Origin of the sequence: Caulobacter sp. 1776 (genome assembly GCF_040545685.1) — a bacterium.
Taxonomy (GTDB): domain Bacteria; phylum Pseudomonadota; class Alphaproteobacteria; order Caulobacterales; family Caulobacteraceae; genus Caulobacter.
In genome coordinates this window covers 268060-287610 of record NZ_JBEPMI010000004.1, presented here as the reverse complement: position 1 = coordinate 287610, position 19551 = coordinate 268060, and the positions used below count along the sequence as shown (strand labels likewise).

Genomic DNA, 19551 nt, shown 5'->3' with positions numbered 1-19551 from the left:
TGGCGAGCCCGGACCCTGGACGACGATCAGACGATGACCGCCGACACCGCCGTGCGCCGGTCGTCCGCGCCGCTGCCTTCGGGCAAGCGTCCCTTTTTCCGTAGGCGTTCGGCTATTCCGGGTTTCGGCCTGACAATGGGCGTGACGCTGACGGTGCTGTCGCTGCTCGTCCTGATCCCGCTGTCGGCTGTGGTCTTGAAGGCCGCGCACCAGTCGCCCGCCGACTTCTGGGCCGTGGCGACCTCCCAGCGTTCGCTGGCCGCCTATCGCCTGAGCTTCGGCGCGGCGTTCGTGGCGGCGGTGATCAACGGTGTGTTCGGCGTGCTGACCGCCTGGGCCTTGGTCCGCTACGACTTTCCGGGCAAGACCGTGGTCAACGCCCTGGTCGACCTGCCGTTCGCCCTGCCGACCGCCGTGGCCGGCATCGCCCTGGCGACGCTTTACGCGCCCACCGGCTGGCTCGGTCAGTTCCTGACCCCACTGGGGATCAAGGCCGCCTACAACCCGATCGGCGTGACCATCGCCCTGATCTTTATCGGCCTGCCGTTCGTGGTCCGCACCATCGAGCCGGTCTTGCGCGACGCCGCTCAGGACGTCGAAGAGGCCGCCGCCAGCCTGGGGGCCAATCGTATCGACACGATCCTGCGTATCGTCTTACCAGCGCTGGCGCCAGCGTGGCTGACGGGCTTTGCCATGGCGTTCGCCCGCGGCGTAGGCGAGTACGGCTCGGTGATCTTCATCGCCGGCAACATGCCCTACAAGTCCGAGATCGCGCCGCTGCTGATCATCATCCAGCTGGAGCAGTTCGAATACGCGCGCGCCGCCACGATCGCGGTGGTCATGCTGACGGTCTCGTTCACGATGCTGTTCCTCATCAACGCCATCCAGGCCTGGGCGCGGAGGTTCGACTGATGGCCGCCATCTCGCATCGCCGCGCCACCGACGACCCTGCCTGGGCCAAGGTCCTGATCGTCGGCGTGGTCATGGCCTTCCTCGCCCTGGTCCTCATCCTGCCGCTGGTCGCCGTGTTCGCCGAGGCCTTGCGCAAGGGCCTGGGCGCGGCTCTGGCCGCGATCAACAATCACGACGCCCTGGCGGCCGTGAAGCTGACCCTGATCACCGCCGCTATCGCCGTGCCATTCAACGCCGTCTTCGGCCTCTGCGCCGCCTGGGCGATCGCCAAGCACGAGTTTCCTGGCAAGCCGCTGCTGATCACCCTGATCGACCTGCCGTTCTCGGTCTCGCCCGTCGTGGCGGGCCTGATCTATGTGCTGATCTTCGGCCTGCAGGGCTGGTTCGGCGACCTGCTGGTCGACAACGACATCAAGATCATCTTCGCCGTGCCCGGCATCGTGCTGGCGACCGTGTTCGTGACCTTCCCGTTCGTGGCCCGCGAGCTGATCCCGCTGATGCAGGAGCAGGGGACCAGCGAAGAAGAAGCCGCCGTCTCGATGGGGGCGGGCGGCCTGACGACCTTCTGGCGAGTGACCGCCCCCAATGTGCGCTGGGGATTGATGTACGGCGTCCTGCTGTGCAACGCCCGGGCCATGGGCGAGTTCGGCGCGGTGTCGGTGGTCAGCGGCCACATCCGCGGCCTGACCAACACCATGCCGCTACATGTCGAGATCCTCTATAACGAGTACGACTTCGTCGGCGCCTTCGCCGTCGCGGCCCTGCTGTGCTTTCTGGCGGTGGTGACCCTGGTGCTGAAGACGGCGCTCGAGGTCCAGCCGGGCGTGCGCGGACGCGGCGGACACTGAACGGACTTACGATCCCATGACCATCACCATCCGCTCCGTCGAGAAGAAGTTCGGTCGCTATCCGGCGCTGAACAAGGTCGATCTGGAGATCGCCGACGGCGAATTGCTGGCGCTGCTGGGCCCGTCAGGTTCGGGCAAGACGACGCTGCTGCGCACGATCGCGGGCCTGGAATTTCCTGACGCCGGCCAGGTGCTGTTCGGCGACGAGGACGTCACTTTCGCGTCGGCCGCCGCGCGTCGCGTGGGCTTCGTGTTCCAGCAATATGCGTTGTTCAAGCACATGACCGTGGCCAAGAACATCGCGTTCGGCCTGGATGTGCGGAAGGGCAAGGACAAGCCGGCCAAGGCCGAGATCGCCAAACGGGTCGAGGACCTGCTGAAGCTGGTCGAGCTGGACGGCCTGGGCAAGCGCTATCCCTCGCAGCTCTCGGGTGGACAGCGCCAGCGGGTGGCGTTGTCGCGCGCCCTGGCCGTGCAGCCCAGCGTGCTGCTGCTGGACGAGCCGTTCGGCGCTTTGGACGCCACGGTCCGCAAATCGCTGCGCCGCGAACTGCGCCGCGTCCACGATGCCACGGGCGTCACCACCATCTTCGTGACCCACGACCAGGAAGAGGCCCTGGAGCTGGCTGACCGCGTAGCGATCCTCAACAAGGGCGAGATCGAGCAAATCGGCACCCCGGACCAGGTCCATGACCAGCCCCAGACGGCCTTCGTCTGCGGCTTCGTGGGTGAGGCCAACTGCTTCGAGGGCCAAGTGGGCGGCGGCCAGTTCAACGCCGGCGCGTTGCGCCTGCCGGCCGGCGGTGTCCGCGAGGGTTCGGCGACGGCCTATGTGCGTCCGCACGATTTCGTGCTGGACGACGACGGCTTCGAGGTCAGGGTCGAGCGCGCCCACGTGCAGGGCGCGCTGACCACGGTCAACGCCACCGCCGTCGATGGCCGCCACATCGAGATCAGCGCCTCGCGCGCCGAGGCCGCCCGTTTCCAGGGCACGGTGAAGATCGCCGCCCGCAAGGCCCACGTTTACGCGGCCTAAGGAACTTAAGCGGTTAAGCTGTCGTCGGACGAACGCGGTTCCACATGGAAGCGCGTCGCACGCTCGGTTGCGCTAAAATCGTCGTCGCGAGTCGGCGGGAGTTCTAAGGTCGCATGGTCATGGTCGAGCCCTCCGGCGCTGAGCGCCGCGCGCATCCTCGGATGCCGGCGGCGCGCAAGATCTACATCGTGGACGATCCGCGTTCGTGGAAATGTTCGCTGCTGGACGTCGCCGAGCGCGGCGCGCGGCTCTCGACGGCCGGCATCGCCGAGCCGCCGGACAAGTTCATCTTTGTCGACGCCGGCGGCCGACGGGTGCACCTGGCCCACGTGGTCTGGCGCTCGGGCAGCGAGGCCGGGGTGCAGTTCCTGGAAACCCAGCGCATCGGCCCGCGAGCCGGCGGCGCGGCGGGAGCTTTGGACATCGCGCGGCGGTTCGCCGCCACGCTGTCTCCCGAGATCCTCCAGTAGGGCTATTGCTGCTGCTGTTGTTGCTGCTGATGCAATTCCTGCTTCAGGGCCGCGTCGGGCCGGCGGCGGCCGCCAGCGAAGCTGGGGCGGGCCATGCGTAGGAATTCCGGCTCGGCCAGGGCGGCGCGGGCGCGGCGGACGGTGACGCCCACGGCCAGCTGGCTTTCGGCGTCGCCCTTGTAGACCCCGCGTGACGGGGTGACATCGGCATAGTCGCGACCGACCGCCACGGCCACATGCCGCTCGCAGGTCATCATGTTGTTGGTCGGGTCCAGGCCAACCCAGCGCAGACTGGGCAGGAAGACCTCGACCCAGGCGTGGGTGGCGTCGGGGTCGGACCGATCGCCAGCGTCGCGATCGGTGAACAGATATCCGGAGACATAGCGCGCGGGGATGCCCCACGCGCGGCAAACGGCCAACATGATGTGGGCGAAGTCCTGGCAAACGCCGCGCCCCGCGCTCAGCGCCAGATCGATCGGACTGTCAGCGTCGGTCACGCCGGGTTGGTACTCGAACGCGCGATAGATCGTCTCCGACAGCGCGCGGACGGCGGTCAGCGGATCCTTACGCTTGAGAGTGTCCAGGTCATGCTCGTTGATGAAGGTCTGCAACGCGTCGGTTGTTTGGACGAATCCATGCGGCCGCAGGAAGTCGAAGCATTCCCCACGGACGAACTCGCTGCGCAGGCGGTCCCATTCGCCCAGGTCCAGCTGCTCGGGTCGCTCTCCGGTCGGCTCGGTCTCGACCGCCGAGCGCGCAATGATGGTCAGCTTGTCGTGCGGCTGGGGGACGTCGAAATGGTAGACGGCGTTGCCGAAACTGTCGGCGTAGGAGAACACCTGGGCGGCCGGCTCCAGATCGAGCTCGAAGCTGACCAGGCGTTGGCGGGCGTTCTTCTGGGGCTGCATCCACAGCTCCATCAAGCTTTCCCGGACCGGGCGCTCATAGTGGTACTGGGTGACGTGACGAATTTCGAGCAACACGGGTTCGGTCCTATGCGGGCAGGCGCATTTCGAGCGGATAGGCCACGAAGGTGTCGTAGATCGCTTCGTGGATACGCGCGCATTCGTTGACGACGGTGGTCAGCAGCGGACCGGCTCCGACGGCTTCCAGCTCGTCGACGTCGGCGAATTGCAGTCGGGCCTTCAGGCGGCCGGCCAGGCGTTCGGGGCCGGCCCGGTCGCTGGTCGTTACGCGGCGGGCCAAGGCGGTCAGGTGCTGTTCGATCTGGGCGGTGGCGAAGCGGATCGAGCGCGGGAAGTCCTCGTCGAAGACCAGGAACTCCAGGATGTGCCTAGGCTCGATCTCGGCGGTGTAGACCCGCAGATAGGGCTCCAGCGCGCAGGCCATGCGCAGCACGCCGACCAGGGCCACGTGGTCGTCGATCCGGCCATGGACCGGCGAGTCCGCGAAACAGACCTCCAGCAGGCGCGACAGCAGCTGAGCCCGCTCCATGTAGATGCCCAGCATCATGAACCGCCAGCTCTCGCCATGGCTCATGGTGGTGTCGGCCGCGCCCTTGAACAGGTGGAGGTCGGCGATGACGTCGTGCAGGAAGTTGTCCGAACCGTTCGAGAACGCCTTGGCGGCGTCCCTGTCGGTGACCTTCAGATAGAGCAGGTTCAGCCGCTCCCAGGTCTCGGTGGTGATCTGGTCGCGCACCTGACGCGCGTTCTCGCGAGCTCGAGCCAGGGAGGAAACCACCGAGTTAGGGTCGCCACGATTCAGCACCAGCGCCTCGGCGGCCTCGAACGATCCGATGGTCTCGCCGTCGCCCGGCTCGCCGACGGCGGCGAGCGCGATCTGCACGGCCTGGGTCCCGGAGTCGGTCTGGTCCAAGGTGGCGTTCAGCATGACGCTGGACAGGCGCGAGAGGTGCTCAGCCCGTTCGATATATCGGCCCAGCCAGTAGAGGCTGTCGGCAACCCGAGCGAGCATCATGGGAGGGACCTCTTCGCCTCAGGGAGCGCGCGCATCATGGGCGGACGCTCCCGTTTGTGTGGCCGTTTGAGTGGCCGTTCTCGTCAGCCAGCACCCAGGTGTCCTTCGAGCCGCCGCCCTGGCTGGAATTGACGACCAGCGAACCGCGCTTCAGGGCCACGCGGGTCAGGGCGCCGGGGGTGACGATCGTCTTTTCGCCCGAAAGGATGAACGGGCGCAGATCGACGTGGCGCGGTTCGATACGGCCATCGACCAGGCATGGCGCGGTCGAAAGCTGGATGGTCGGCTGAGCGATGTAGTTGTCGGGATCGGCCTTGATCGCCTCGGCGAAGTCGTCGCGCTCCTTCTGGCTGGCATGCGGTCCGACCAACATGCCGTAGCCGCCGGAGGCGCCGACCGCCTTGACCACGAACTTATCGAGATTGTCGAGCACGTGACCCAACTGCCGGGACTCACGGCACAGGAAGGTCTCGATATTGGGCAGGATCGCGTCCTCGCCTAAATAGTAGCGGATAATGTCGGGAACGTAGGCGTAGACGGCCTTGTCGTCCGCGACCCCGGTGCCGGGCGCGTTGCAGATCACCACGTTGCCGGCGCGATAGGCGTTGAACAGTCCCGCCGCGCCCAATGACGAGTCCCGCCGGAAGGTGAGGGGATCGATGAAGTCGTCGTCGACCCGGCGATAGATCACGTCGACACGGCGGATGCCGGTCGTGGTTCGCATGTAGACCATGTTCTCGTGCACCACGAGATCGCGGCCCTCGACGAGCGGCACGCCCATCAGGCGCGCCAGGTAGGCGTGCTCGTAATAGGCGCTGTTGTAGACCCCGGGGGTTAGCACCACGACCTGCGGGTCGCCGCGCCAGTCGGCCGCCATGCTTTTCAATGTGGCCAGCAGCAGGTCGGGATAGCGCTCGACCGGACGGACGCCGGCGGCGCGGTAGGTGCCAGGGAAGGTCCTCTTGGCGGCGTCGCGGTTAGCCAGCATGTACGAGACGCCGGACGGGACGCGCAGATTGTCCTCCAGCACCGCGAACTGACCGTCCTGGCAGCGGATCAGGTCGCTGCCGCAGACATTGGCGTAGGCTTTGTGCGGCACGTAGATGTGCTGCATCTCGCGACGGTACGAGGGCGCGCCCAAGACGAGCTCGCGTGGCACCACCCCGTCCATCAGGATCTGCTGGTCGCCATAGATGTCGGCTAGGAACAGGTTCAGCGCCTGCAGGCGCTGGGTGAGGCCGGTCTCGATCCGCTTCCATTCGTCGGCGGGGATGATGCGGGGGAACAGATCGGTCGGGATGATCCGCTCGGTGGTGTTCTCCGCGCCGTAGACGGTGAAGGTGATGCCTTGCAGCAGGAAGGACCGCTCGAGGGTCCGCTGGCGGCCCGCCAGTTCCTCGGCGCCCAGGGTCGACATGCGGGCGTGCAGGGGATCGTAGTGCGGGCGCACCTCGCCCTCAGGCGTGAACATCTCGTCGTAGGCGACCCCCGGCAGGTAGGCCGCCTCCGTCATTGGCAGGGTCGGGGCATCCATCAGGGTCTGGGTCTTCGCCGCCACGCTTTTTTCCACGCCCTATTTCCTAAGGGTTGTCTTCGCTTTGGACGCGACGCCGAAGAGGCCGCGTCGTCCCGACTCTAGAACGTCGCGGAGGGCCCGCGCGCCGAATTCGACATCCGCCACGTAGATGCGCACGGCTGCTTATCATTTGGGCGCCTTTCGCTTGCTTTGAGAAGCGCCGGTTGCTCCTAGTCCGTTGCAATTCCGGTCGTGACAGAGGGCGAACCCCAGACTACAGCAGGGGCGGGGGCGCTTCGCGCGGGGAACGTGATTTGGTGCTTGGGCGGACTTCCCTGGCGTTGACGGCGGCGACCTTCCTGACGGCCTCGGCTGCCTGGGCCGACGAACCGATGGCCCAGATCCAAGGCGTCGAAGACAAGGCCCTGCGCGACGCCATCCAACGCGCCATGACCCAGTCCAAGCATCCCGCGCAAAGCCGCGCCGAGGCTCGTCGCCGCGCCCGTCAGGCCGGCGAGGATTCCATCGCCGTGCTGCGCGCCGAGGGCTATTACGCCTATACCGTCGAGCCTGACGTCCTGGATGGCGAGCCGCCGCGCGCGGTGGTCAAGATCACGCCGGGGCCCGTCTTCGTCATCGCCGATCCGCGGATCGACTGGTCCGGCGCGCCCCCCGACGAAGGCGTTCGCCAGCGCGCCGCCGCGGCCATGCGCCTGACCGGGGGCGAGCCGGGCCGCTCCGCCGACGTGGTCGGAGCCGAAGGGCGCATCGTCGCGCAGGTCGCCAAGCTGGGCTATGCCGACGCAGAGGCCGAGCCGCGCGAAGTCATCGTCGACCACGCCGACCATACGGTCCGCCCGGCCTTCAAGATCGCCGCCGGTGAACTGGTCCATCTGGACGGGATCGAAGTGGTGACCAAGGGGCGGACCAACCCCGCCTGGGTAAATCACTTGGCGACCTGGCGGACGGGCGACGTCTACGATCCCGAGGACATCGCCGAACTGGAGCGCCGCCTGCGCGACACCAGCGTCTACGACTCGATCTCGGTCTCGCTCGCGGATCACGACAAGGCCACGCCCGAGGGGTTTCGGCCCGTCGTGGTCACCCTGTCCGACCGCCGGACCCGGACGATCGAAACCAGCGTCGGCTACTCCACCAGCGAGGGCGGCGGTGTCGATCTGCGTTGGAGCCACTACAATCGGCTGAAGCGCGCCGACACCATCACCTACGCCTTGAAGTTCGCCAAGCTTGAGCAGCGCTTGGGGGCCGAGATCGCGTTGCCGCATTGGCGGCGGCCGCAGCAGACCCTGAAATTGAACAGCTCGATCTTCCGCGAGGACACGGACGCCTACAATGAAACCGGCGCCACGATCGGGGTCGATCTCACCAAGCGCCGCCAGACGACGGCCTATCGCACCTTCGGCGTGTCGCTGGACCTGTCCCAGACCAAGGAGCAGGTCAGCAACAATGGTCTGGTCGCAGGGCGCAAGCTGAACCTTGCCACCTTCGCGGGCCTGGCGGCTTATGCCTGGGACTTCTCGGACAATATCCTGGATCCCAAGCGCGGCTGGCGGCTGGAGGCGCGGGGCGAGCCGACCTACGTGGTCGGCGATACGACCCTGCCATATTTGAAACTGACCACCCAGGGCTCGGCCTATCTGCCGTTCGGCAAGCTCGCCAGCACGGTGCTGGCCGCGCGCGTGAAGCTGGGCGCGATCCTCGGCGGCGGCGTCCCGGAAGTGCCGGCCTCACGGCGGTTCTTCGCCGGCGGCGGCGGCTCGGTGCGCGGCTATGCCTACCAAGCCATCGGCCCGCGCCTGGCCGACAACACGCCACAAGGCGGCGCTTCGCTGGTCGAGACCTCGTTCGAGGTGCGCCAGAAGGTCACCGACCGCTGGAGCGGCGTGGCCTTCATCGACGCCGGCGCCATTGGTACGGACAAGACCCCGCGGCGCGAGGATTTCCGGGCCGGCGCGGGCTTGGGCGTCCGCTATGACCTCGGCTTCGGCCCCATCCGCGCCGACATCGCCGTGCCGCTGGGCAAGCGTTCGGGCGATCCGGCTTTCCAGATCTATCTCAGCATCGGGCAAAGCTTTTGAGCGGGGAGCACGACAAGCCTGACCTGACGGAGACCGTCGCCCACGCCGCCGAAGCGGCAGGTGAGACCGCCGTGAAAGCCGCGAAGAAGATCGGCTGGGGCGGCGTGCTGCTGATCGCGGCGGGGATCCTGGCGGCGATCCTGATCGTGATGGCCGGCGGCCTGCGCTACGCGCCCATCACCCCACAAGGCCGCATGTTCCTGGAAGCCCGCGCCTCGGGCTTGAAGCTGGGCCGCATCGGCAAGCTGCATATCGAGGGCCTGTCGGGCGATATTTGGAAGGACTTCGGCGTCCGTCGCCTGACCATCTCGGATGAGAAAGGCGTCTGGCTCGAGGCGCATGACGTCCGCGTCGCCTGGCGACCCACCGAGCTGTTCGGCCGCCGGTTCCATGCCGAGCGGGTCGACGCCCGCGACGTCATGGTGCTGCGCCGACCCACGATGGCGCCGAAGGGGCCGAAATCCAGCGCGGCGCCGGTTTCGGTCGACCTCGACGCCTTCGCCTTCCGCTTGGTCACGCGACCGGCGTTCAGCGGCAAGGACGGCGATTTCGACGTCAACGGCGACTATGAGATGGCCCGGCAGGGCGGCCAGAAGGGCAAGGTGGCTGTGGCCTCGCGCCTGCATCTCGGCGATCACCTGACCTTCGACTTTGACCTGGGCCGCTCCCAGAGCCTTCACCTGAAGGCCGACGCCACCGAGGCGAACGGCGGCGCGATCGCCGGCGCGCTGGGCCTATCTCCCGAGCGCCCGTTCGATCTCAAGGCCAAGGCGGACGGCACGACCAGCCGAGCCGCGTTCAACGTCGTGGCGCGAACCGGCGATACGATCCCGCTGCGTGCGGAGGGGGCCTGGACGCCGGACGGGGGGGCGGCGCATGGGCGGCTGGATCTCGAGGCCTCGACCCTGACCCAGCGTTTGGCCCACATGTTTGGGCCTCAGGCCGACTTCACCCTCGAGGGCAGGAAGGCGACCAAGGACGGTCTGTCCGACCTGAACCTGGCGGTCATCGCCCAGAACATGACGCTGCACGGCCATGGCCTGGCGGATCTCGCCAAGAAGCGGACCGGTCCGGACGGCATCGCCTTCAGCGCCCAGGTCGGCGCTCTGAAGCGGATCGTCACCATCCCGCAGATGGGCCGAGGTCTGGCCGATGGCGTCTTCCGGCTGGAGGAGGGCGGTTTCTCCGTCGAGGGCGATGTCGACGTCGCCGATCTGGAGCTTCTGGGCTATCGGCTCAAGCGCGCCAAGGGCCCGGCCAAGGTGCGCTGGGCCAAGGGCGAATTGGAGATCAAGGCCCAGGCGGCTGGCTCGGGCGGCGGCGGGACGGGCCTATTAGCCGTACTCGGGTCCAGCCCCAAGGCGACCTTCGAAGGCGCGCGGATCAGGGGCGGTCGCTTTCTGATCAAATCGGCCCGCATCGACGCGCCGAACCTGATCGTCACCGGCAAGGGTGAACGCGGCGTGCTCGGCGGGCTGTCGTTCGACGGTGAGATGAAGGTGGCCAGTCTGGGACCTGTTCGTCCCGGCGCGAAAGGTTCGGTGACAGCCAAGTGGACCGCGTCCAGCTTCGCGGGAAAGCCGTGGAACTTCACCGTCGATAGCCGTGCGGCGGGCTTCGCCACCGGCTATGCCGAGATCGACCGCCTGCTGGGCGCGACGCCACGCCTGAATGGCAAGGGCAGTTGGAACGACGGGGTTCTGGCGATCGCCGACGCCAGGCTGGAAGGAACCGCCGCTAACCTCAAGACCGCGGGCAAGATGACCGTCGCCCAGGGCTTGAACCTTGACTTCAAGCTGGACTGGTCCGCCTCGGGTCCGTTCAGCGCGGGCCCGGTGGTGATCGCAGGCAAGGCGGCGGGCGACGGACATGTCGGCGGGACGCTGGCCGCGCCGAAGGCCGAGCTGAACGCCGACTTCGACTCCATCGATCTGCCTAGGTTGCCCCTGACCAAGGCGCATTTGACCCTGACCTTCGCCCGCGCCCCCAACGCCACCGACGGTGCGGCGGCGCTGCGGGCCGACAGCGCCTATGGCCCGGCGCTTGGCCGAACGGCCTTCCGTTTCTCGCCAGGCGGGATTGAGCTCAGCGAGCTGGACGTCGACGCCGGCGGGGCCAAGGCCAAGGGCGCGATGAGCCTGCGCGACGGCCTGCCGGCCACCGCCGACCTGACGCTGGCCGTCGGTCCCGGCGCCTTTCTGCCCCAGGGGCAGGTCAAGGGGACGGCCAAGCTGGTCGACGCGCCCGGCGGCGGTTCGGCGAGCGCAACGCTGGATCTGACCGCCGAGGACGTCGCCAGCGGAGCCTGGAAGGTGCATTCGGCAAAGATCAAGGCCGACGGCCCGTTGTCGCGTCTGCCGCTGTCGATCGACGCGCGGGGCGAGGCGCCTGGCGGGCGCTGGCGCCTCGGCGGCGCCGGCGAGTTGGCCCAGATGGGCAAGATCTACGACCTGACGCTGAACGCGGCCGGCCGCCTGGGTCGCACTGAGGTCAAAACCCGTGAGGCCGCTAAGATCCGGTTTGGTGACGGCCCAACCCAGGCTCGGCTGCGGCTGGCGATCGACAAGGGCCGCGCCGACATCGACGCCGATATCGGCGGGGCCGCGGCCATGCTGAAGGCCGAGCTGGCGGATGTGGCGATCACGGCCTTCAATCCTGACCTGGAGGGCGACATCGACGGCGCTTTCAATTTGCGGGGCGAAGGCGAGAGGCTGACCGGTGATTTCGACATGCGCCTGTCGAAGGCTCGCGAACGCGGCGCGAAGATCGAGCAGTCCCTGAACGCGAAGGTCCACGGTGACCTGAACGACAATCGCCTGACCATCGTCGCCGACGGCGACAACAGCCAGGGTCTCAAGGCCGAGGCCAACCTTGTGCTGCCGGTCGAAGCCTCGGCCAGGCCGCTGCGCCTGGCGGTCGACAAAAAGCGCGGCGTGCAGGGGCGCTTCTCGGCCCAGGGCGAGATCAAGCCGCTGTGGAACCTGCTGATGGGGGCGGATCGCTCGTTGTCGGGTCGGATCAACCTGCAAGCCAGTCTGGGCGGCACCCTGGCCGATCCGCGGCTGATTGGTTCGGCGACCTTGGACAATGGCGGTTTCGAGGATGGCCAGACGGGTCTGCGTCTGAAGAATGTCACCTTGCGCTCGGCTCTAGCCGACAACGCCATCGACGTCAGTCAGGCCATCGGCGAGGACGGGCAGGGCGGCACGATTTCGGGCGCCGGCCGGATCAGCCTGGCCCGCGACGGGATCGGCAGCTTCAAGCTGGACCTGAAGAGTTTCCGTCTGATCGACAACGACCTGGCCTCGGCCGTCGCCACCGGTCAGACCAGCATCAACCGCTCCGCCGATGGCAAGATCAAGCTGACCGGCGCGGTGACCATCGATCGGGCCGACGTCTCGGCCCAGAGCAAGACGCCGGTCGGCGTCGTGGCCATGGACGTGATCGAGCGCAACCGCCCGCAGGACCTGGACCAGGGCCTGCAGCGCCGCCCGACCACCGGCGGGATGATCCTGGACCTCGATCTGAAGGCCGCGCGTCGGGTGTTCGTGCGCGGCCGAGGGCTGGACGTCGAGCTGTCGCTGGACGCCCATGTCGGCGGCACCTCGCTGGCCCCGCAACTGAGCGGCGTCGCCCGCGTGGTGCGCGGTGAATACGACTTCGCCGGCAAGCGGTTCGAGTTCGACGACGACGGCGTCGTCTATCTGTCGACCCAGCTTGACCGCATCCGCTTGAACCTGTCGGCCTCCCGCCAGGATGCCTCGTTGACGGCCGTGGTCAGGATCCAGGGCACGGCCGCCAAGCCTGAGATTACCCTGACCTCCAAGCCCGAGCTGCCCAGCGACGAGGTACTGAGCCAGGTGCTGTTCGGCTCCTCGGCGGCTCAGCTTTCGCCGATCGAGGCCGCCCAGCTGGCCTCGGCCCTGGCCTCTATGGCCGGCGGCGGCGGCTTCGACGTGATCGGCAATCTCAGGAGCTTGGCGCGGCTGGATCGCCTTGCCTTCGCCGAGAGCGCCACGGGCATGACGGTGTCGGGCGGCAAGTACGTGACCGACGACGTCTATGTGGAGATCATCGGCGGCGGTCGTGAAGGCCCAGCCGCCCAGGTCGAGTGGCGGATTCGCCGGACTTTGTCGCTGGTCTCGCGGATCGGCGGTCAGAACGACGCGAAGCTTTCCGTTCGCTGGAGAAAAGACTACTAAAGACGCAAGGCTGTTGCGCGGGCGCCCGGTTACCTCGCTTGAGGTGAGCACGATTTACCCGCGGCCCTTGGTTATCGTGACTGAGGGAGGACCGGCCTAGATGCGTCTCAAGTCAGAAGATCGCGTGGTTCTGGATCACGTCGCGCGCGACGGCGGCCTGATCGTCGATCGCGCCGTGGACTGGTGCGCCGTGAACTCCGGAAGCCGGCACCCAGCCGGTCTGGAGCGCCAGAGGCAGATTTTGCTCGACGCCGCCGCACGCCTGCCCGCCGCGCCGATCGAGATCCCGTTGTCGCCGTCGCGCGAGATCACCGCCGAAGGGCGCGAAAGCGAGTTCCATCACCCGCCATCCCTGGCCGTGATCGTGCGCCCAGAGGCGCCGGTCCAGGTCGTGCTGACCGGTCACTACGACACCGTCTATCCCGAAACGAGCCCGTTCCAGGTTGTCCGGACCCGCCCCGATGGGGCTCTGCATGGGCCCGGCATCGCCGACATGAAGGGTGGAATCTCGGTGATGCTGGCGGCGCTGGAGGCGTTCGAGCGCCACCCCGATGCGGCGAACGTCGGCTATCGCGTGCTATTGTCGCCGGATGAGGAGATCGGCTCGATCGCGTCCGGCCCGGTGCTGGCGGAGTTCGCGCGGCAGGGCCATGTCGGCCTCACCTATGAGCCGGCTCTGGCCGACGGCGCCTTGGCCTCGGCGCGCAAGGGTTCCGGCAACTTCCACATCGTCGTCCACGGCCGCGCGGCGCACGCTGGGCGGGACTTCGCCACCGGCCGCAACGCCGTGATCGGCGCCGCGCGGGTGGCCGAGAAGCTTCATGACCTGAACGGCCGGCGCGACGGGGTCACGGTCAATGTCGCCCGCATCGACGGCGGCGCGCCGCTGAACATGGTGCCGGACGTTGCGGTGGTCCGCTTCAATGTCCGCTTCCCCGAAGCCGAGGCCGTCGCCTGGTTGGAGGCGCAGGTCGCGCGAATCGTCTCGGAAATTGGCGACGACCTGCACGCTCACCCGCATGGCCTGATCACCCGCGGCGCCAAGCCGTTCAACGTCGCCCAGCAGCAGCTGTTTGGCGCGGTGAAGGATGTCGGCGCTCTGCTCGGCCAGGACATAGCCTGGAAGCCCTCCGGCGGGGTCTGTGAAGGCAACAACCTGTTCGCGTCGGGCCTTCCGAACGTCGACACCCTGGGCGTGCGCGGCGGCGACATCCACAGCGAGGCCGAGCACGCCTGGCCCGAAAGCTTCGTCGAGCGCGCTCAGCTCTCGGCCCTGATCCTGATGAAACTGGCCAGCGGAGAGATCGATGCCAGAGCGATCCGCGCGGCCATGGGAACTGTCTAATGCTTGTTGTCCGTCCCGCCGGTTCCGCCGATTTCGACGCCTTGATGGAGCTCGCCGTCCTCTCCGGGCGAGGTTTCACCAGCCTGCCTGAAGACGAGCCGACCTTGCGCGCGCGCCTGGCGCTTTCCGAAGCCAGTTTCCAGGCGGGCGTCGCCGCGCCGGAGGCTTGGTACACACTGATGCTGGAAGACCTGGACGCCGGCGACGTGATCGGCGTGGCGGGCGTCAAGGCGGGGGTGGGGTTGAAGCGGCCGCACTTCTCGTTCCGGGTCGTAACCCTGGCTCAGTCCTCTCCGACCTTGGAAAAGCGGTTCGACCACCGGGCCCTGGTTCTGGTCAACGAGTGCGCCGGCTGGTCGGAAGTCGGCTCGCTGTTCCTGCGTCCCGAGCGTCGCAAGGGCGGGGCTGGGCGTCTATTGGCCCAGTCGCGCTACATGCTGATCGGCCTGGAGCCGCAGCGGTTCGCCGAGATGGTGCTGGCCGAGCTGCGCGGCTGGTTCGACGAGGACGGCGGCTGTCCGTTCTGGGACCACGTGGCCAGCAAGTTCTTCCGGCTGGAGTTCGACGAGGCCGACATGATGAGCGCCTCGACCGACGGCCAGTTCATCCTGGACCTGGCGCCGCGCCATCCGATCTATGCCGAACTGCTGCCCAGGGAGGCGCGCGAAGTCCTGGGCCGGGTTCATCGCGAAGGCGAGGCCGCGCGCGCCATGCTGGAGGCGGAAGGCTTCCGGTATGAGGGTCTGATCGACATTTTCGACGCCGGCCCGACGGTCGCGGCGCGTCGTGACGATATCAAGACCGTTCGCGAGGCCCGCCGCCTGCGCCTGAAGGTGGGCGAGGACGCGTTCGGAGAAGAAGCGCTGATTTCCACGGGAGCGATCGGCGCGTTCCGGGCCGTGCGCGCTCCGGTGCTGATCGACGGCGACACGGCGATCCTGAGTCGCGAGGCGGCCGAGGCGTTGCGGGTCTCGGAAGGCGAAATGGTACGGGTGAAGGTATGAGCGGCGCTCTCTATATCGATGGCAAGTGGCGTTCCGGCCGGGGCGTGGAACTGGTCTCGACCGATCCGGCGAGCGGCGAGGTCGTCTGGCGCGAGGCGACGGCCAGCGAAGCTGATGTGGCCGAGGCCGTCGAGGCCGCGCGCAGAGCCTTCCCGGCCTGGGCCGACCGCCCGCGTGACGAACGCATCGCCATCCTGCGCCGCTACAAGGAGGTTCTGGTCGAGCGCGCCTCCGCCTTCGCCGAGGCCCTGAGCCGCGAGACCGGCAAGGCGCTGTGGGAGACCAAGGCCGAGCTGGGTTCGATGGCCGGCAAGGTCGACCTGTCGATCAAGGCCTATGACGAGCGGACCGGCGTCACCGAGACCATCATGCCGTTCGGGCGGGCCGTGCTGCGCCATCGGGCCCACGGCGTCATGGCGGTGCTGGGACCGTTCAACTTCCCGGGCCACCTGCCCAACGGCCACATCGTCCCGGCCCTGCTGGCGGGCGACACCGTCGTGTTCAAGCCATCCGAAGAAACACCTTTGGCTGGCCAGCTGATGGTCGAGGCGCTGGAGGCGGCCGGCGTTCCGGCCGGCGTCATCAACTTGATCCAGGGCGGCCGCGAAGTCGGCCAGGCGCTGATCAACCAGGAGATCGACGGCCTGCTGTTCACCGGCTCGGCCGCGGCCGGGACCTTCTTCCGGCGCCACTTCGCCGACCGGCCGGACGTGATCCTGGCTCTTGAGCTGGGCGGCAACAATCCGCTGGTGGTGTGGGACGCGAAGGACGCCGAGGCGGTCGCGGCTTTGGTCGTGCAGTCGGCCTTCATCACCACCGGTCAGCGCTGCTCGTGCGCGCGTCGGCTGCTCGTGCCGGACGATGCTTCGGGTCGCGCCGTCATCGAGGCGACCGCGGCTCTGGCCGACCGGCTCCCGATCGGGCCTTGGAACGGGCAGGGCGAGGTCTTCATGGGGCCGCTGATCTCGGCCCGCGCCGCCGACGCCGCCCGAGCGGTCGCCACGACCATGGGCGGAGAACGCATCCGCTCGTTGGGGCCGGTCGAAGGACTGGGCGAAGCCTTCGTCACCCCGGGACTCGTGGACGTCACCGGTGTCGACACGCCCGACGAGGAATTGTTCGCCCCCTGGTTGCAGGTGCGCCGCGTGGCCAGTTTCGACGACGCCCTGAAGGCCGCCAACGCGACGCGTTACGGTCTGTCGGCGGGATTGATTTCCGACGAGTCGCAGCGCTGGGATCAGTTCGTGAACCGCATCCGCGCCGGGGTCGTGAACTGGAACCGACCAACCACCGGCGCGGCGGGCTCAATGCCCTTCGGCGGCCTCGGAGCGTCCGGCAACCACCGACCCAGCGCCTACTACGCCGCTGACTACTGCGCCTATCCGGTCGCCAGTTTCGAAGCCGAGGCCGTGACCGACACGCTCAAGGATATCAAGGGGCTGCGGGCATGAGCTCGGCGTTCGAGGCCAATTGCGACGGCCTAGTTGGCCCGACCCATTCCTACGTCGGTCTCTCGCCAGGCAACCTGGCCAGCACCCGGAACGCCGGCGAGGTCTCGAACCCACGCGGCGCGGCGCTCGAAGGGTTGTCGAAGATGCGGCGGCTGTCGGATCTGGGCGTGCCACAGTTCGTGCTGCCACCGCACGAGCGTCCGGCTGTAAGTCTTTTGAAGTCGCTCGGTTTCTCCGGATCCGACGAGACGGTGATCGAACAGGCCTGGAAGGACGCGCCGGTCTTGGCCGCCGCCGCCTGTTCGGCCTCGCCGATGTGGGCCGCCAACGCCGCGACCGTCACCCCCAGCGCCGACACGGCCGATGGCCGCGTTCATTTCACCGCGGCCAACCTGCTGACCAATCTGCATCGCAGCCTGGAAGGCCCTCAGACCACGCGAGCGCTGCGCCGTTTGTTCCCGGACGAGACCCGTTTCGCTGTGCATGATCCGCTGCCGGCCCAGCCGCACTTCGCCGACGAGGGCGCGGCTAACCACGTGCGGCTCTGCGCCGAACATGGCGCGCCGGGCGTCAATCTGTTCGTCTGGGGCCGCGAAGCCTGGGGCCACTGGGATGGCAAGTTCCCGGCTCGCCAGACCCGCGAGGCGTTCGAGGCGATCCAGCGCCGCCACGGCGCGGCGCGGGCGGTCTTTCCGCAACAGGCCAAGGCGGCGATCGAGGGCGGGGCGTTCCACAACGACGTCGTCTGCGTTGGCACACGGGAGTGCCTGCTCTTTCACGAGCGCGCCTTCGAGGACCACGCCCGGATGGAGCGCCACGTTCGGACCGCCGCCAAGGGCCTGTTCGAGCCGATGTTTGTCGAGGTTTCGGAAGCCGACCTGCCGATGGCCGATCTGGTGGCCAGTTATTTGTTCAATTCGCAACTGCTGGTCGTCCCTGGCGAGGACCGCCTGGTGCTGCTGGCCCCGGCGGAGACGCGCGACAACCCGCGCGCTCATGCCGTGGCCGAAGGCTTGGCAGGCGCCAACGGTCCGATCGGCCGAGTCGAATATGTCGATGTGCGTCAGAGCATGCGCAACGGCGGCGGTCCGGCCTGCCTGCGCCTGCGGGTGGTGCTGACCGAGGAGGAGCTGGCGGTCGCCAACCCGGCCCAACGCTTCCTGCCCGGGTTGCATACCCTGCTCGCGGACTGGGTCACGCGACGCTATCGCGATCGCTTGGCGCCCGCCGATCTGGCCGACCCTCTGCTGTTGATCGAGAGCCGCGAGGCGCTGGACGAGCTGAGCCAGATCCTCGACCTCGGCGGCGACTTCTATCCGTTCCAGAGGGATGCATGAGCTTCACTATCCGACCCGCCGCTTCGGCCGATCGCGACGCTATTGTCGCCCTGCACCGCGCCGCCGCCGTCACACCCGGCGCCTTGGCCCGCGCGCCCGAGGAGGTCACGCCCGCCTATGCGGACGGCGCGATCGCCGCCGATATCTGCCTGGTCGCGGTCGAATCCGATGGCTTTGTCTGCGGCGAGATCCACGCCAGGCGCGAGAGCCCGGCGATCTTCGCCCATGTGCTGGGCGGCCTGACCGTGGCCGTTCACCCGGAGCGCCAGGGGCAGGGGATCGGCTCGACGCTGTTCGAGGCGCTAATCGCCTGGGCGCGTGGCGCGGAGCCGCCGATCCTGCGCATCGAGTTGGCGGCGGGCGCGGGCAATCCCGGCGCGGTCCGGCTGTACGAGCGGCTGGGCTTCCAGCACGAGGGTCGCCAGGTCGCGCGGGGCCGGCTGGCCGACGGCCGCTTCGAGGACGACATCCTGATGGGGCTGCTGCTCTAGTCCCGCAGGGCCTTGAGCGCCTCGGGAAAGCGCCGGGACAGCGGTACTTCGAGATCGCCCAGCTCCACGGCGTAGTCGCCCGAGCCTTCCGGCTTCAGCCCGGTGACGCGGGCCTTGTTGACCAACCAGGACTTGTGGCTGCGGACAAAGCCGTGCGCGCTCAACTGCTCTGACACCGCGCTCAGCGACGAGCGCATCAACGGCCGCCGCTCCTCGGCCAGGACGAACTCGACGTAGTTGCCGGCGGATCGCACGGCCAGGATGTCGGCGACCGGTACGCGGATCAGCCGCGCGCCATCCTGGATGTCGAAGGTGGCCGGCGGCGCGGGAGCGTAGGTCTCCGGCGGTTTCTGGGCGCTGCGCCGCAGGGCCAGCCAGTAGATGATCGTGGCCAGGCCATACGACATCATGTCCTTGCGAAACTCGTACGGAAACTCCGTCGACAACGGCCCGAACGTGTAACGGTCGTGCAGGAACATCACGTAGCCGATCTTGCGCAGGATCACGAAGCCGGAGACGTGCAGGACCGAATAGACGACCACCGCGACGAGATGAGCCGGCGCGGCGATCCACCAACGCGGCCGACCACGCACCATCCAGAAGGCCATGGCGGCTGGAAGGACGAAGATACACAGGGTGATCAGCGCGCTGCTGCCCTCCCAAATCGAAGGCGCGATAACGCCCAGCTTCGGCGCGTCGTGCTGAATCGTCAGGACGTTGACGACCGCGATGGCGGCGATCAGGCAGGCTCCAAGGAGCCACGCACGACCAAGCCACAAACGCTCTTCGCCGGTCATCCCGAAAAGGTGGCCGGTCATCCCTGATGCTTTTCCGGTCGTCCCAGGCAGCGGCCGCTGATCCCCTGGCGCTTGGCCGCCGCCAGAGCCGTGGGGCACGTC

Annotated in this window: 15 protein-coding genes; 11 read left to right on the top strand and 4 right to left on the bottom strand. The window is 67.9% G+C overall.

Features of this window, described 5'->3' with window-relative positions; all coding sequences use genetic code 11:
* The first annotated feature begins 33 nt into the window (after positions 1 to 33).
* From cysT to ABIC66_RS12610, 4 genes are all read left to right on the top strand, one after another.
* Entirely contained in the window at positions 34 to 912 is an 879-nt protein-coding gene (gene cysT, locus ABIC66_RS12625; protein WP_354070629.1) for a sulfate ABC transporter permease subunit CysT, read from the top strand.
* Positions 912 to 1760 carry a sulfate ABC transporter permease subunit CysW gene (cysW, locus tag ABIC66_RS12620; RefSeq protein WP_354070628.1) on the top strand — a complete coding sequence of 283 codons (849 nt, stop codon included), beginning with the start codon at positions 912 to 914 and terminating at the stop codon, positions 1758 to 1760. Before cysT ends, cysW begins: the two co-directional genes overlap by 1 nt.
* 16 nt (positions 1761 to 1776) lie before the next feature.
* Complete coding sequence (locus tag ABIC66_RS12615) at positions 1777 to 2796, top strand: sulfate/molybdate ABC transporter ATP-binding protein (RefSeq protein ID WP_354070627.1); 1020 nt, start codon at positions 1777 to 1779, stop codon at positions 2794 to 2796.
* 113 nt (positions 2797 to 2909) lie between these two features.
* Positions 2910 to 3266: a PilZ domain-containing protein gene (locus tag ABIC66_RS12610; RefSeq protein WP_354070626.1), complete on the top strand. Its 357-nt coding sequence runs from the start codon at positions 2910 to 2912 to the stop codon at positions 3264 to 3266.
* A 2-nt stretch (positions 3267 to 3268) separates the two neighbouring features.
* On the opposite strand, the gene ABIC66_RS12605 is transcribed toward ABIC66_RS12610, so the two are convergent.
* From ABIC66_RS12605 to ABIC66_RS12595, 3 genes are read right to left on the bottom strand one after another with little or no spacing between them, the layout of a single operon-like run.
* Positions 3269 to 4249 carry a transglutaminase family protein gene (locus tag ABIC66_RS12605; protein ID WP_354070625.1) on the bottom strand — a complete coding sequence of 327 codons (981 nt, stop codon included), beginning with the start codon at positions 4247 to 4249 and terminating at the stop codon, positions 3269 to 3271.
* Between the two features lie 10 nt (positions 4250 to 4259).
* A complete protein-coding gene (locus ABIC66_RS12600; protein ID WP_354070624.1) occupies positions 4260 to 5207 on the bottom strand; it encodes an alpha-E domain-containing protein in 948 nt (315 codons plus the stop codon).
* A gap of 34 nt (positions 5208 to 5241) precedes the next feature.
* Positions 5242 to 6765 carry a circularly permuted type 2 ATP-grasp protein gene (locus tag ABIC66_RS12595; RefSeq protein WP_354070623.1) on the bottom strand — a complete coding sequence of 508 codons (1524 nt, stop codon included), beginning with the start codon at positions 6763 to 6765 and terminating at the stop codon, positions 5242 to 5244.
* Between the two features lie 272 nt (positions 6766 to 7037).
* On the opposite strand from ABIC66_RS12595, the gene ABIC66_RS12590 reads away from it, so the two are divergent.
* From ABIC66_RS12590 to ABIC66_RS12560, 7 genes are all read left to right on the top strand, one after another.
* Entirely contained in the window at positions 7038 to 8822 is a 1785-nt protein-coding gene (locus ABIC66_RS12590) for an autotransporter assembly complex protein TamA (RefSeq protein ID WP_354070622.1), read from the top strand.
* Positions 8823 to 8893: 71 nt separating this feature from the next.
* Entirely contained in the window at positions 8894 to 13024 is a 4131-nt protein-coding gene (locus tag ABIC66_RS12585; protein ID WP_354070844.1) for a translocation/assembly module TamB domain-containing protein, read from the top strand.
* 100 nt (positions 13025 to 13124) lie between these two features.
* Positions 13125 to 14369, top strand: a complete 1245-nt coding sequence (locus tag ABIC66_RS12580) for a hydrolase (protein WP_354070621.1) — start codon at positions 13125 to 13127, stop codon at positions 14367 to 14369.
* Positions 14369 to 15373, top strand: coding sequence for an arginine N-succinyltransferase (locus ABIC66_RS12575; protein WP_354070620.1), 1005 nt, complete (start codon positions 14369 to 14371; stop codon positions 15371 to 15373). Before ABIC66_RS12580 ends, ABIC66_RS12575 begins: the two co-directional genes overlap by 1 nt.
* Positions 15370 to 16824 (top strand): succinylglutamate-semialdehyde dehydrogenase, encoded by a 1455-nt coding sequence (gene astD, locus ABIC66_RS12570; RefSeq protein ID WP_354070619.1) that lies wholly within the window; start codon positions 15370 to 15372, stop codon positions 16822 to 16824. Before ABIC66_RS12575 ends, astD begins: the two co-directional genes overlap by 4 nt.
* Positions 16821 to 18161 (top strand): N-succinylarginine dihydrolase, encoded by a 1341-nt coding sequence (astB, locus tag ABIC66_RS12565; protein ID WP_354070618.1) that lies wholly within the window; start codon positions 16821 to 16823, stop codon positions 18159 to 18161. The genes astD and astB overlap by 4 nt, the downstream gene beginning before the upstream one ends.
* On the top strand, positions 18158 to 18652 hold the full coding sequence (locus ABIC66_RS12560; protein ID WP_354070617.1) for a GNAT family N-acetyltransferase: 495 nt from the start codon (positions 18158 to 18160) through the stop codon (positions 18650 to 18652). Before astB ends, ABIC66_RS12560 begins: the two co-directional genes overlap by 4 nt.
* Here the strand turns inward: ABIC66_RS12560 and ABIC66_RS12555 are convergent.
* Positions 18649 to 19470 (bottom strand): LytTR family DNA-binding domain-containing protein, encoded by an 822-nt coding sequence (locus ABIC66_RS12555; protein WP_354070616.1) that lies wholly within the window; start codon positions 19468 to 19470, stop codon positions 18649 to 18651. The two genes, ABIC66_RS12560 and ABIC66_RS12555, sit on opposite strands and share 4 nt — an antisense overlap.
* Between the last annotated feature and the right edge of the window lie 81 nt (positions 19471 to 19551).